General features: G+C 72.3%; 9 protein-coding genes. 5 read left to right on the plus strand and 4 right to left on the minus strand.

Going from position 1 to position 13,582, the window contains the following annotated elements; translation table 11 throughout:
- Window positions 1–115: 115 nt before the first annotated feature.
- The 3 genes from sucB to OG898_RS20490 form a co-directional block, all read right to left on the minus strand.
- Complete coding sequence (gene sucB / locus OG898_RS20480) at window positions 116–1,876, minus strand: 2-oxoglutarate dehydrogenase, E2 component, dihydrolipoamide succinyltransferase (protein WP_266958524.1); 1,761 nt, start codon at window positions 1,874–1,876, stop codon at window positions 116–118.
- Window positions 1,877–1,930: 54 nt separating this feature from the next.
- Window positions 1,931–3,319 (minus strand): dihydrolipoyl dehydrogenase, encoded by a 1,389-nt coding sequence (gene lpdA / locus OG898_RS20485; protein WP_250742547.1) that lies wholly within the window; start codon window positions 3,317–3,319, stop codon window positions 1,931–1,933.
- 296 nt (window positions 3,320–3,615) lie between these two features.
- Entirely contained in the window at window positions 3,616–5,145 is a 1,530-nt protein-coding gene (locus OG898_RS20490; protein WP_250742546.1) for a leucyl aminopeptidase, read from the minus strand.
- A 345-nt stretch (window positions 5,146–5,490) separates the two neighbouring features.
- Here OG898_RS20490 and OG898_RS20495 point away from each other — a divergent pair, with 345 nt between their 5' ends.
- The 5 genes from OG898_RS20495 to OG898_RS20515 all read left to right on the plus strand — a co-directional run bounded on the left by OG898_RS20495 (window position 5,491) and on the right by OG898_RS20515 (window position 12,340).
- Window positions 5,491–7,515: a hypothetical protein gene (locus OG898_RS20495; RefSeq protein WP_250742545.1), complete on the plus strand. Its 2,025-nt coding sequence runs from the start codon at window positions 5,491–5,493 to the stop codon at window positions 7,513–7,515.
- A gap of 121 nt (window positions 7,516–7,636) precedes the next feature.
- Entirely contained in the window at window positions 7,637–9,151 is a 1,515-nt protein-coding gene (pelF, locus tag OG898_RS20500; protein WP_250742544.1) for a GT4 family glycosyltransferase PelF, read from the plus strand.
- Entirely contained in the window at window positions 9,148–10,773 is a 1,626-nt protein-coding gene (locus OG898_RS20505; RefSeq protein WP_250742543.1) for a hypothetical protein, read from the plus strand. Before pelF ends, OG898_RS20505 begins: the two co-directional genes overlap by 4 nt.
- A gap of 20 nt (window positions 10,774–10,793) precedes the next feature.
- Window positions 10,794–11,489: a spherulation-specific family 4 protein gene (locus OG898_RS20510; protein WP_250742542.1), complete on the plus strand. Its 696-nt coding sequence runs from the start codon at window positions 10,794–10,796 to the stop codon at window positions 11,487–11,489.
- Window positions 11,486–12,340: an endo alpha-1,4 polygalactosaminidase gene (locus tag OG898_RS20515; RefSeq protein WP_266958528.1), complete on the plus strand. Its 855-nt coding sequence runs from the start codon at window positions 11,486–11,488 to the stop codon at window positions 12,338–12,340. The genes OG898_RS20510 and OG898_RS20515 overlap by 4 nt, the downstream gene beginning before the upstream one ends.
- 31 nt (window positions 12,341–12,371) lie before the next feature.
- Here OG898_RS20515 and OG898_RS20520 read toward each other — a convergent pair whose 3' ends face one another.
- Window positions 12,372–13,553, minus strand: coding sequence for a sensor histidine kinase (locus OG898_RS20520; RefSeq protein WP_250742567.1), 1,182 nt, complete (start codon window positions 13,551–13,553; stop codon window positions 12,372–12,374).
- Window positions 13,554–13,582 lie beyond the last annotated feature (29 nt).

The following is a 13,582-nucleotide window of genomic DNA, read 5'->3' on the forward strand; positions in this document are numbered from 1 at the left end:
GTTACAGCGGTCGACCGGAGGGGCTCAGGGTACGACGACGGCGCCCCCGCCCGGGACCTTCATCCCGGGCGGGGGCGCCGTGCGCGACAGTCGTGAACCGCTGCCGCAGAGAGCCTTACAGGCCGAGCTCGACCTCGAACTCGCCGGCCTCGAGGATCGCCTTGACGGCCGAGAGGTACCGGGCCGCGTCCGCGCCGTCCACCAGACGGTGGTCGTAGGACAGGGTCAGGTACGTCATGTCGCGGATGCCGATGTTCGTGCCCTCGGCGGTCTCGATGACCACCGGGCGCTTGACCGTCGCGCCGATGCCCAGGATGGCGACCTGGTTCGGGGGCACGATGACCGTGTCGAACAGCGCACCGCGCGAGCCGGTGTTGCTGATGGTGAAGGTCGCGCCCGACAGCTCGTCCGGCGTGATCTTGTTGCCGCGGACCTTGGAGGCCAGGTCGGCGGTCGCCTTGGAGATGCCCGCCAGGTTGAGGTCACCGGCACCCTTGATGACCGGGGTCATCAGGCCCTTCTCGGAGTCCACGGCGATGCCGATGTTCTCCGAGTCGAAGTAGGTGATGGTGCCCTCGTCCTCGTTGATCCGGGCGTTGACGACCGCGTGGGCCTTCAGCGCCTGGGCCGCGGCCTTGACGAAGAACGGCATCGGGGACAGCTTGACGCCCTCGCGGGCGAGGAAGCCGGCCTTGGCCTTCTCGCGCAGCTTCATGATCTTGGTGATGTCCACCTCGACCACGGAGCTGAGCTGCGCCTGCGAGTGCAGGGCCTTCATCATGTTGTCGCCGATGACCTTGCGCATGCGGGTCATCTTGACGGTCTGGCCACGCAGCTCGGAGACCGCGGCGGCCGGAGCCTTGGCGGCGGGAGCGGCAGCAGCCGGAGCCGGGGCGGCAGCGGCGGCCTTGGCGGCCTCGGCGGCGGCCAGGACGTCCTGCTTGCGGATGCGGCCACCGACACCGGTGCCCGAGACCGCGGACAGGTTGACGCCGGACTCCGTGGCGAGCTTGCGCACCAGCGGGGTCACGTAGGCGCCCTCGTCACCGGCGGAAACCGGGGCGGCGGGGGCGGCCGGAGCGACCGGAGCCGGGGCGGCGACCGGAGCCGGAGCGGCCACGGGAGCCGGAGCGGCAACCGGGGCGGCGACGGGCGCCGGGGCGGCCGCGACCGGAGCCGGGGCAGCCACGGGAGCCGGAGCGGCGACCGGGGCGGCGGCCGGAGCCGGAGCAGCGGCGGCCGGAGCGGCCGCGGGAGCCGCGCCCGCCGCGCCGATGACGGCCAGACGTGCGCCGACCTCGGCGTTCTCGTCCTCGGCGACCAGGATCTCCAGCAGGACGCCGGCGACCGGGGCGGGGATCTCGGTGTCGACCTTGTCGGTCGAGACCTCCAGCAGCGGCTCGTCGGCCTCGACCGACTCGCCGACCTGCTTCAGCCAGCGGGTGACGGTGCCCTCGGTGACGGACTCGCCCAGGGCGGGCAGCACGACATCGGTACCGGCAGCAGCCGGAGCGGCAGCGGCGGCGGGGGCCTCGGCGACCGGGGCCGGAGCGGCCGGAGCCTCGGCAACCGGAGCCTCGGCGACCGGGGCCGCGGGGGCCTCGGCGGCCGGAGCGGCGACCGGGGCCGGCGCGCCCGAACCGTCGTCGATGACGGCCAGCTCGGCGCCGACCTCGACGGTCTCGTCCTCGGCGACCTTGATGGAGGCCAGGATGCCCGACACGGGGGACGGGATCTCGGTGTCGACCTTGTCGGTCGAGACCTCGAGCAGCGGCTCGTCGGCCTCGACGCGCTCGCCCTCGGCCTTCAGCCAACGGGTGACAGTGCCCTCAGTGACGCTCTCACCGAGCGCCGGAAGGGTTACGGAAACCGACATGGTTTCAGTTGCTCCTAACGAATGTGCGGAAGTGGTCGTCGCGCCCAGTGACGATTAGTCGTGTGCGTGCAGCGGCTTGCCGGCGAGTGCCAGGTGCGCCTCGCCCATCGCCTCGTTCTGCGTCGGGTGCGCGTGGATGAGCTGCGCGACCTCGGCCGGCAGGGCTTCCCAGTTGTAGATCAGCTGGGCCTCGCCGACCTGCTCGCCCATCCGGTCACCGACCATGTGGACGCCGACCACGGCACCGTCCTTGACCTGGACGAGCTTGATCTCGCCCGCGGTCTTAAGGATCTTGCTCTTGCCGTTGCCCGCCAGGTTGTACTTGAGGGCCACGACCTTGTCCGCGCCGTAGATCTCCTTGGCCTTGGCCTCGGTGATGCCGACGGAGGCGACCTCGGGGTGGCAGTACGTGACGCGCGGGACACCGTCGTAGTCGATCGGGACGGCCTTGAGGCCGGCCAGACGCTCCGCGACCAGGATGCCCTCGGCGAAGCCGACGTGCGCGAGCTGCAGGGTCGGGGCGAGGTCACCGACGGCCGAGATGGTCGGCACGTTGGTCTGCATGTACTCGTCGACCACGACGTAGCCGCGGTCCATCGCGACGCCCTGCTCCTCGTAGCCCAGACCCTGGGAGACGGGGCCGCGGCCGATCGCGACCAGCAGCACCTCCGCCTCGAAGGTCTTGCCGTCGGCCAGGGTGACCCGCACACCGTTCTCGGTGTACTCGGCCTTGTCGAAGAAGGTGCCGAGGTTGAACTTGATGCCCCGCTTGCGGAACGCGCGCTCCAGCAGCTTGGAGCTGTTCTCGTCCTCGACCGGCACGAGGTGCTTGAGGCCCTCGACGATGGTGACGTCGGTGCCGAAGGACTTCCACGCCGAGGCGAACTCGACGCCGATGACGCCGCCGCCCAGGACGATGGCGGACTCGGGCACGCGGTCCAGGACCAGCGCGTGGTCCGAGGAGATGATGCGGTTGCCGTCGATGTTCAGGCCCGGCAGCGAGCGCGGCACGGAGCCGGTCGCCAGGAGCACGTGGCGGCCCTGGATGCGCTGGCCGTTCACGTCGACGGACGTCGGCGAGGAGAGGCGGCCCTCACCCTCGATGTAGGTCAGCTTGCGGGAGGCGACCAGACCCTGCAGACCCTTGTACAGGCCCGCGATGATGTCGTCCTTGTACTTGTGCACACCCGCGATGTCGATGCCCTCGAAGGTGGCCTTGACACCGAACTGGGCGGCCTCGCGAGCCTGGTCCGCGATCTCGCCCGCGTGCAGCAGAGCCTTCGTGGGGATGCAGCCGTTGTGCAGGCAGGTGCCGCCGAGCTTGTTCTTCTCGATCAGGGCAACGTCCAGACCCAGCTGGGATGCGCGCAGTGCCGCGGCGTAACCGCCACTGCCGCCGCCGAGGATCACTAGGTCGAAAACGGTGCTGGCGTCGTTCGCCACGTCACGTCCTCCATGCATGTGCGCCGAGCACCGGTCCTCTGTGACCGGGCGGCGGCTGGTATACGGCCGCTTTTTCTTCGGCCCTGTGGTGGGGGCCCTGTCCTGCCGAGAACCCATCTTCGCATTTGTCGGCGGAACGCGGGACGCCGGGCCTGCCCTGGGGCAGGTCGTTCTGCCCGAACCGGGGGTTACCGCAGCGTAGAAACCTACGGATTTCGTTGGCAGCGAACAGGCCCCGGCCGTGATCAGAAAATCTGATCACGGCCGGGGCCTGCGTGGAGCCGGGCCGTCAGGCGTCAGCCCAGGTCGCCCGTGGCCGTGCGCTCGGCCAGTCGGACCAGGGTCCGGACGGCGGAACCGGTGCCGCCCTTGGGGGTGTAGCCGTACGGGGCGCCCTCGTGGAAGGCGGGGCCCGCGATGTCGAGGTGGGCCCAGGTGATGCCCTCGCCGACGAACTCCTGGAGGAAGAGGCCGGCCACCAGGCCGCCGCCCATGCGGACACCCATGTTGGCGATGTCGGCGGTGGGGGAGTCCATGGACTTGCGCAGGTCCTCGGGGAGCGGCATCGGCCAGGAGGCCTCGCCGACCTCCTCGGCGATCTCGTGGATGGTGGTGCGGAAGGCGTCGTCGTTGGCCATGATGCCGAAGGTGCGGTCACCCAGGGCCATCACCATGGCGCCGGTCAGGGTCGCCACGTCGACGATCGCGTCCGGGTTCTCCTCGGAGGCCTTGGTCAGCGCGTCACCCAGGACCAGACGGCCCTCGGCGTCCGTGTTGAGCACCTCGACCGTCTTGCCGCTGTACATGCGGAGCACGTCGCCGGGCTTGGTGGCCGAGCCGGAGGGCATGTTCTCGGCGAGCGCGAGCCAGCCGGTCACGTTGACCTCGAGTCCGAGCTTCGCGGCCGCGACGACGGAGGCGAAGACGGCGGCGGCGCCGGCCATGTCGCACTTCATCGTCTCGTTGTGGCCGGCCGGCTTCAGGGAGATGCCGCCGGAGTCGTAGGTGATGCCCTTGCCGACGAAGGCGAGGGTCTTCTCCGCCTTGGCGTGGGTGTAGGAGAGCTTCACCAGGCGCGGCGGGTTCTCGGAGCCCTTGCCGACGCCCATGATGCCGCCGTAGCCGCCCTTGATCAGGGCCTTCTCGTCCAGGACCTGGACCTTGATGCCGTTCTCCTTCGCGGTCGCACCGGCGACTGCTGCGAAGGCCTCGGGGGTGAGGTCGTTCGGCGGGGTGTTGACGAGGTCACGGGCGATGTTGATCTCGGTCGCGACGATCGTGGCGCGCTCGGCCGCGGCCTTGTGCTCCTTGTCGCGCGGCTTGGCGCCGAGCAGGGCGATCTCGGCGAGCGGCTGCTTCGGGCCGCCGTTCTTGGCGGCCTTCTTCTCGCCGCCCTGGTAGGCGGTGAAGGCGTACGCGCCCAGCAGTGCGCCCTCGGCCACGGCCGTCACGGCGGAGGCGTCGTCCAGGGGGAGCGCGAAGGCGGCCTTCTTGGTGCCGTGCAGGGCACGGGCGGCGGCGCCGGCGGCGCGGCGCAGCGCCTCCTCGTCGTAGGACTCGTCCGTGTCGGGAAGGGCGCCCAGTCCGACCGCCAGCACGACCGGGACCTTGAGGCCGTCCGGGGCCGGCAGCTTGGTGGTCTCGCCTTCGGCGCCCGAGGCACCGAGCGCGTCGAGCACGGCGGCGAGCTTGCCGTCGTACGCCTTGTCCACGGCCTCGGCGCCCGCGGCGACGACGGGGCCCTTGGGGCCCTTCGCCACGCCGACGACGAGGACGTCGGCGCGCAGCGTCGCCGGTCCGGCAGTGCTGAGAGTCAGAGCAGTCACGGTGGTGAATTCTCGCTTCCGTTTTGGTGGTGTGGGCCGAGTGGGTGGACGGCCGTCCGTAGCGATCGTATTCGGGCCCGATGGCCGCCGGAAACGAGCCTACGCGCACGTACTGGTCCGCACGTCACTCGAAGGTTTGGCAAGTTGTTCGATCTCGAGGTCGCCAGGTTCACCCATCTGTGGACTCTGTTCCACGTTTGCCTCTTAGACCTGACGAGGTCCGAAACACTCGGACCACTCTCGCAAGGGGACGCGGGGTTCCTTTGCATCATTTCCACAGAAGCCTCCCCGGTCTGGCCGCATGCCACAGGCCGAAGTCGAGGATCTGCGGGGGGAAAGGCCGAAATGGTCCACAAGAACCGGATGAACAGGCTCGCCGCCGTCTGCCTCGCGGCCGCCATAGCATCCGTCGCAGTACCCGGAGCAGCCGCGCAGGCCGCGGTGACTCCGAGGATCGACCTGCGGGTGCTCGTCGTCGACGACGGCGGGAGCTCGGTCGAGGCGATCACGGCGGAGCTCCGCGACACGGGGGTTCCGTACACCCGCATCGACCTGGGCAGCGGGAGCCGTCCCGTCGTCAACGCGGCGTTCCTCGCCGACACGGTCGACGGCCGGCCGCGCGCCAAGTTCCAGAGCGTGGTGCTGCCGAACGAGGATCCGTTCGGAGCGGGTTCGGCCGAGATGGCCGCCCTCGCCGCGTACGAGACGACGTACGGGATCCGCCAGGTCGACGCGTACACCTGGGCACACCCGGGCGTCGGCCTGGAATACACCGACAACGGCGGCTACAGCGGGACCCTCGACGGCACCCGGGCCGCCGTCACCGCCGCCGGCAAGGCGGGCCCCTTCGCCTACCTCGGGGGGCAGGTGGACTTCGAGGACAACTCGCCGCTGATCCCCGAGAGCTACGGGTTCATGGCCAAGCCGCGGACCGGCTACACCAGCTACCTCGACGCCCCGGTCGGCTCCGGACGGGCCTCGCTCGTCGGCGAGTACACCCACGACGGACGCAGCGAACTGGTCGTCACCTTCGGCTACAACCAGTACCAGCAGCAGTTCCGGCTGCTGGCCCGGGGCATCGTCGAGTGGATGACCCAGGGCGTCCACCTCGGCCAGGAGCGCAACTACTTCGCGGTCCACGTCGACGACGTCTTCGCGCCGGACGCCCGCTGGAACAAAGACCTGAATTGCACCCCCGGCGACTACGCCTGCGCCGGCGGCGAGGGCCAGGAGTCCACGATCCGGATGACGGCCGCCGACGCCGTGTACGCGGCGCAGTGGCAGACGTCCAAGAACTTCAAGCTCGACATGCTCTTCAACGGCGGCGCCGGCGAGGAGTGGAAGGCTTCGAGCGGCGGCGTCGACGCCCTCACCGCCCAACTGGTCGCCGACCGGGCGAAGTACCGGTGGATGAACCACACCTACACCCACCCGTTCCTCGGCTGCGTCCAGGACACCACCACCATCCCGTGGACCTGCACGAAGAACAGCGCCGGCGCGATCAACTACATGAGCCGCGCCGAGATCTCGGCCCAGATCCGGGACAACAACAACTGGGCCGCCGCCAAGGGCATCACCACCGACCGCACCGAACTGGTCACCGGTGAGCACTCCGGCCTCAAGACCCTCCCGCAGCAGCCCCAGGACAACCCCAACCTGGCCGGCGCGCTCGCCGACAACGGCGTGAAGTGGGCGGGCAGCGACAACTCCCGCGAGCCCGTGCAGCGGCCCGTGGGCGCCGCACTGACCGTCCCCCGGTACCCGATGAACGTGTACTACAACACGGGCACCAACGCCGAGATGGCCGACGAGTACAACTGGATCTACACCAGCCGCGCCCACGGCGGCAGCGGCATCTGCGAGGACAACCCCGGCACCTCCACCTGCCTGCCGGCCCCGCTCGACGCCGGCACCGGCTACCTGGACTACATCGTCCCGGCCGAGGCCAGGACCGCCATGCGGCACGTCCTGAACAACGACCCGCGCCCGCACTACGTCCACCAGTCCAACCTCGCCGAGGACCGCACCCTCTACCCGGTGCTCAACCAGGTCCTCGACACCTACCGCACCCTCTACGCGCCCTCCGCGCCGATCGTGAACCAGAGCATGAAGGACACCGGCATCGAGCTCCAGCGCCGTGCGGCCTGGAACGCGGCGGTCGCCGCCAACCAGGTCACCGCCTACCGCATCGGCAAGGTCGTCACCGTCAAGGCGCCCTCCGGAGTCGTGGCCCCGGTCACCGCGCCCACCGGCACCAAGAAGCAGCTCCTGCTGGGCACCGCGGACTTCGGCACCGCCTACGCCGGCTCCCGCTCCACCTGGACGGCTCCCGAGCTGCTCCAGAGCGCCGTCACGCTGAACATGCCCTGACGCTCCACCTGCCCTGACCAGCCGGGCACGCACGGACAAGACAGCCACGCGTACCACCTAGCGCCGGCGCTCCGCGAACCACGGGCGCCGGCCCCTTTTCCGTCCTGGGGGGACACACCGCATGAGCCATGGGCGCCATGTCACCATGCTCACCGAAGGCACCTACCCGCACGTCCACGGGGGCGTCAGCACCTGGTGCGACCAACTGGTCCGCGGCATGCCGGAGGTCGACTTCAACGTCATAGCCCTGACCGGCTCCGGACGCGAGCCGGTCACCTGGGAACTGCCGCGCAACGTCTACCGCCACACCAGCGTTCCCCTCTGGGGCGCCCCGCCGGCCCGCAGACTGCGCTCCGGCCTGCGGGGCAAGGCCAAACGCGGTTTCGCCGAGACCTACGAGACCTTCCTGCTCTCCCTGCTCGACCCCGCGCACGGCGGATTCTCCGAATCCCTGCGCGAACTGGCCCTGCTGGCCCGCTCCGGGCGGCTCGCCGCGGCCCTGCGCTCCGAATCGGTCCTGCGCCTGCTGATGACCGTCTGGACCCGCCCCGGCCTGGTCACCGCCGCCGCCGAGCCCACCATCCACGACGCGCTCACCGCCACCGACCTGCTGGAACACGCACTGCGCCCGCTGTCCGTGCGGATCCCGCCCGACAGCGTCGCGCACGCCGTCAGCAGCGGACTGGCCACCCTCCCCGCGCTCGCCGCCAAGTACCTCGACCAGGTGCCCTTCCTCCTCACCGAGCACGGCATCTACCTCCGCGAGCGCTACCTCGGCTACCGCAGCGCCGAACAGCGCTGGCCCGTCAAGGCGCTCATGCTCGGCTTCTACCGCGAGCTCAACACCGAGGGCTACCGGCAGGCCGACCTGATCACCCCGTGCAACCAGTACAACCGCCGCTGGGAGGAGCGCGGGGGCGCCGACTCCGAGCGGATCCGCACCGTCTACAACGGCGTCGACCCGCACGCCTTCCCCGAGGCCGGCCCCGAACCCGAGGTCCCCACCCTCAGCTGGTGCGGCCGCATCGACCCCATCAAGGACCTCGAAACCCTCGTCCGCGCCTACGCGTTCATGCGTGAGGAGCTCCCCGCCCTGCGACTGCGCCTCTTCGGCCCGGTCCCGGCGGGCTGCGAGGACTACAAGCTCAAACTGGAGAAGCTCGCCGCCGAACTGGGCGTGAGCGACGGGATCACCTACGAGGGCCGCATCGACGACGTGGCCCGGGCCTACGGAGCCGGCTCCGTCGTGATGCTCTCCTCCATCAGCGAGGGCTTCCCCTTCTCCATCATCGAGGCCATGTCCTGCGGCCGCACCACCGTCTCCACCGACGTGGGCGGGGTCCGCGAAGCCGTCGGCGACACCGGGCTCGTCGTCCCGCCGCGCGAGCCCGAGACCATGGCCCGCGCCACCCTCGCCCTGCTCCGCGACGACGAACGCCGAGCGGAACTGGGCCGGATGTCCCGCAAGCGGGTGGTGGAGAAGTTCACGCTCCACCAGTCCGTGGACGGCTTCCGCCACATCTACCGCGAGCTCGCCGGCCAGCCCGTCCTGCCCGTCCACGTGGGCGACGAATGGACCCAGCGGCTCGCCGACCCCTGGTACAAGGAACTCGCCGCCGACGGGAGCCTGTGGTGAGCGGATCCCTCTGGCTCAAGCCGCCCGGCCCGGACGGGACCTGGGTGGCCGTCGCCCACGCCGCGGCCGCCGGGCGCGGTACGGCGCCCGCCGCCGACGCGGCCGACGCCCTGCCCGGCATTCCCCGGCCCCGCCGCGAAGGGGGCGAGGGGCGCGCAGGACGCGACGGGCCGGCCGCCGACCCGATGGACGAACTCGCCGAGCGCCTCGATGCGTTCATCGCCGCCGCCGTCCACCCCGACGAGATCGCCGCCGTCCTGGAATCCGACGGCATGACCGACGAGCACATCCGCCTCGCCTACGGGCGCCAGGACTCCTTCGGCCTCGCCGAGGAGCTCTACGCCCGGGTGCCGCGCTCCTTCCCGGAGCCGGACCGGGTCCCCGACCCCTGGAAGGTGCCCCTCACCGCCTGCCTCCTGCGCGGGGTGATCTTCGCCCTGCCCGGGCTCGCCTACCTGCTGGGCGCGCCCCTGCTGGAGGGCCCCAAGGACCGGCTGGGACTGCCCGCCGGGACGCTCACCCTGCTCGCCGGGGCGCTCATCGGCTGGGTCTGGGACCAGACCCTGTCCCACCGGGCGTACTCCTGGCTCGGCCTCGGCGACCGGGCCGCCGCCAGGCGGACCCTGCTCGCCGGAGCCCCCGCGGGGGCCCTCCTGGGCACCGCCGCCGCGCTGGCGGTACCCGGCGGGCCCCCCTTCTCCTACGCCTTCGCGGCAGGTCAGGCCCTGTACGTCGGGGCCGCCACCGTGCTGCTCGTCCTCGGGCGGGAGCGGCTGCTGCTGGCCGCGCTCGCACCCATGGCCGCCGGGGCCCTGCTCACGCTCCTCGTGGAACTGCCCGTCCCGGTCCGGGTGTTCCTGCTGACGGCCTCCCTCCTGGCCGCCTGCGCCCTGGCCGTACGGGAACTGCCGCTGGCCGACGGCGTACGGGCCCTCGTGCTCCGCGTCCGCGGCTGGACGGAGCGCCGGCCGGGCGAACGGGGTCCGGTGCGCTGGCAGATGCTGCGCGGCGCCGAGGAGGAGTACGGGCCGCGCGGACCCCGGCTGGGGGACTCCGTCCCGTACGGGGTGTTCGGCCTGGGCACCGGTCTGCTCGTGCTGTACGCCGCCCTGGGCGAGGTGCTCGCCGGGGGACCTGCCGAGGCGGTCGCGGCCCCCTCGGCCGTGGCGCTCACCCTCAGCATGGGCCCCGCCGAATGGCTGCTCCACCGGTTCCGCAGCGGCAGCCTCGCCGGGCTGCGCGCGGCCCGCTCGCCCCGCCAGTTCTGGCTGCGGATGCTCTCCACCCTGACCCGGTGCCTCGCCACCTACCTGGCGGTGCTGCTGGCCCTCGGCCTCACCGGAACCCTGCTCTGGCCCGGCGCGCCCGGCATGACCGGGGTCCGCGTCGCCACCCTGCTGCTGCTCGGCGCCGTGATGTGGACCGGGCTGCTCCTGCAGTCCTTCGGCGCGGTCCGGCCCGCCGCGGTGGTCTGCGCGTCCGCCGCCGTCGCGCAGAGCCTGGCCCTGCTCCTGGGCATCGGGCAGCCGCGCGCCGTGCAGCTGGCCGTCGCCGGAGCCGCCGCGCTCGCGCTGGGCACCCTGGTCTGCCTGCTCCTCGGCCGGGCCACGGCCCACCGCTGACTCCCGCCCCCTCATCACCGATGCACGTGACCCCGTACGAGAAGAAGGACCTCATGCTCCTGGTGCCCCTCTACGAGCACCCCGCCGACCGCCCCGAGTACTGGGAGCGGCTCATCCGCTCCGCGGGCCGGCTGCACTCCGTGGTGCTCAACCCCGCCAGCGGGCCCGGCGAGGCCCCCGACGAGCGGTTCGCCGCCGTCGCGGAAAGGCTGCGCGGGGCCGGGGTGCCCGTCCTGGGGTACGCCGACACCGACTACGGGCGGCGCCCGCACGCCGCCGTGGTCCAGGACCTGCTGCGCCACCGCGACTGGTACGCCGCCGACGGGACCTTCCTGGACCAGGCCGCGGCCGGCCCGGAGTTCCTGCCGCACTACCGGCGGCTCGTCGTCGCGGCGCGGGCCGCCGGGGCCCGTACCGTCGTCCTCAACCACGGAGTGCACCCGCACCCCGGCTACGCCGAACTCGCCGACCTGCTCGTCACCTTCGAGGGGCCCTGGGACGCCTACCGGGACGCGGCCGCCGTTCCCCCGTGGACCGCCGACCACCCCGCCCACCGGTTCTGCCACCTCGTCTACGCCGTCCCGCCGGGCGCCCCGGCCGCCGAACTCGCCGAGCGGCTGGCGGCCCAGCGGGGGGCGGGGGTGCACTGCGCGGTCCCGGGGACCGGCGCGCACCCGTGGGGGACCCTGCCGTACGCCCTGGAGGCCGCCGGATGAGACCCACGCCGACCCGCCGGTCCGCCCGCCGGTCCGCCCGCCGCCTGCTGGCCCTCGGGGCCGTCGCCGTCCTGCTGCTCGCGGCCTGCACCTCGGCCCCGGACGACGACGAGGAGCAGCCGGAGGACCTCTCGCCCGCCCCGGCGCCCGGGGAGCGCTGGCAGCCGGCGCCCGGGGTCAGCTGGCAGTGGCAGATCACCGGGAAGCTCGACACCTCGGTGAAGGCGGCGGTCTACGACATCGACGGGTTCACCACCACCAAGGAGCAGGTCGCCGAGCTGAAGGCGGCCGGCCGGCGGACCATCTGCTACCTCTCCACCGGCGCCTGGGAGGACTTCCGGCCGGACGCCGCGGCCTTCCCGCCGTCGATGCGCGGCGAGGGCAACGGCTGGGAGGGCGAGCGCTGGCTGGACATCCGGCGGCTCACGGAACTGGAACCGCTGATCGCCAAGCGGTTCGACATGTGCCGGGACAAGGGCTTCGACGCGGTGGAGCCGGACAACATGGACGCCTACCGCAACAAGTCCGGCTTCCCGCTCACCGCCGGCGACCAGCTGAACTACAACCGGATGATCGTGCGGCTCGCCCACGACCGGGGGCTGTCGGTCGGTCTGAAGAACGACCTGGACCAGATCCCGGAACTGGTGGGGGACTTCGACTTCGCGGTCAACGAGCAGTGCGCCCAGTACGACGAGTGCGCACGGCTGACCCCGTTCATCGTGGCGGGCAAGGCCGTCTTCCACGTGGAGTACGAGCTCCCGGCGAGCCGGTTCTGCGCCGCCTCGCGCGCCCTGAAGCTCAGCTCGCTGGAGAAGAAGTACGAGCTCGGCGCCTGGCGGAAGGCCTGCTGACCGGCCCGGTGCGGCGGAGCCTGGCGGCCCCTCAGCCCACCGGAAGGATGGCGTGCACCCGGTAGCCGCCCCCGAAGCGGGGCCCGGCGAAGCAGGAGCCGCCCAGGGCCACGGCCCGCTCGCGCATGCCGAGCAGGCCGTGCCCGCCGCCGGGGTCGCGGGGCTCCGGCGAGGGGTCCGGCGCGCCGCCGCCGTCGTCCAGCACGGTCACCTCCACCGAGCCGCCCACCCGGACCACGCTGACCTCGGCACCGGCCCCCGTACCCGCGTGCTTGCGGACGTTGGTCAGCGCCTCCTGGATCACCCGGTAGGCCGCCAGGTCCACGGCGGCGGGCAGCGGAACCGCGGCGGCCGGGCCCAGCTGGACCATCACCTTCACCGGGAGCCCGGCGTTCCGGAAGGTGTCCACCAGGTCGTCGAGGACGGCCAGGCCGGGCGCCGGTTCGGTCGGCGCCTCCGGGTCGCCGGACTGCCGCAGCAGCCCGACGGTCGCCCGCAGCTCGTTCAGGGCCGACCGGCTGGCGTCCCGTACGTGCGCCAGGGCCTCCTTGGCCTGGTCCGGACGCTTGTCCATGACGTGCGCGGCCACCCCCGCCTGCACGTTGACCAGGGCGATGTGATGGGCCACCACGTCATGGAGGTCCCGGGCGATCCGCAGCCGCTCCTCGGCGACCCGGCGCCGGGCCTCCTCCTCGCGGGTCCGCTCGGCGCGCTCGGCCCGCTCCTGGATGGCGTCGATGAACGCCCGCCGGCTGCGCACCGCGTCCCCGGCTGCCGCGGCCATGCCGGTCCAGGCGAAGATGCCGAGGTTCTCCTGGGAGTACCAGGGCAGCGGCCCGGCCAGCATGGCCACGCCCGTCAGCCCGGCCATGGTGAGCAGGCCGAGCCGCCAGGTGGTGGGCCGGTCGGTGCGCGAGGCCACCGTGTACAGGGCGATCACCGTGCACATGGCGACGGGCGCCCGCGGCTCCCCGGTGGTCAGCTCCAGCAGCGAGAGCCCGACGGTCACGGCCAGCACGGCCCGCGGCCGCCGGCGCCGCAGCACCAGGGTGCCCGCGCCGAGCACCATGAGGACGAGCGAGAACGGCTCGGGGGTGCGGGTCCCGAAGGTCGGCCCGTACTCCCCGTGCGGGTCGGCGAAGGACGCGACGACCATGGCGACGAGCGCCCCGAGCGCCAGTACGGCGTCGGTGGCCAGCGGATGGTCCCGCATCCACTGCCGTGTGGGCGCGAGCGGCCCGA

Origin of the sequence: Streptomyces sp. NBC_00193, from assembly GCF_026342735.1 — a bacterium.
Lineage (GTDB): Bacteria > Actinomycetota > Actinomycetes > Streptomycetales > Streptomycetaceae > Streptomyces > Streptomyces stoeckheimensis.

Excerpts from the sequence above, each read along its gene's own strand:
- OG898_RS20495 (WP_250742545.1), top strand. The coding sequence starts at position 5,491 with ATGGTCCACAAGAACCGGATGAACAGGCTCGCCGCCGTCTGCCTCGCG.
- OG898_RS20520 (WP_250742567.1), bottom strand. The coding sequence starts at position 13,553 with ATGCGGGACCATCCGCTGGCCACCGACGCCGTACTGGCGCTCGGGGCG.
- sucB (WP_266958524.1), bottom strand. The coding sequence starts at position 1,876 with ATGTCGGTTTCCGTAACCCTTCCGGCGCTCGGTGAGAGCGTCACTGAG.
- OG898_RS20510 (WP_250742542.1), top strand. The coding sequence starts at position 10,794 with ATGCACGTGACCCCGTACGAGAAGAAGGACCTCATGCTCCTGGTGCCC.
- OG898_RS20515 (WP_266958528.1), top strand. The coding sequence starts at position 11,486 with ATGAGACCCACGCCGACCCGCCGGTCCGCCCGCCGGTCCGCCCGCCGC.
- pelF (WP_250742544.1), top strand. The coding sequence starts at position 7,637 with ATGAGCCATGGGCGCCATGTCACCATGCTCACCGAAGGCACCTACCCG.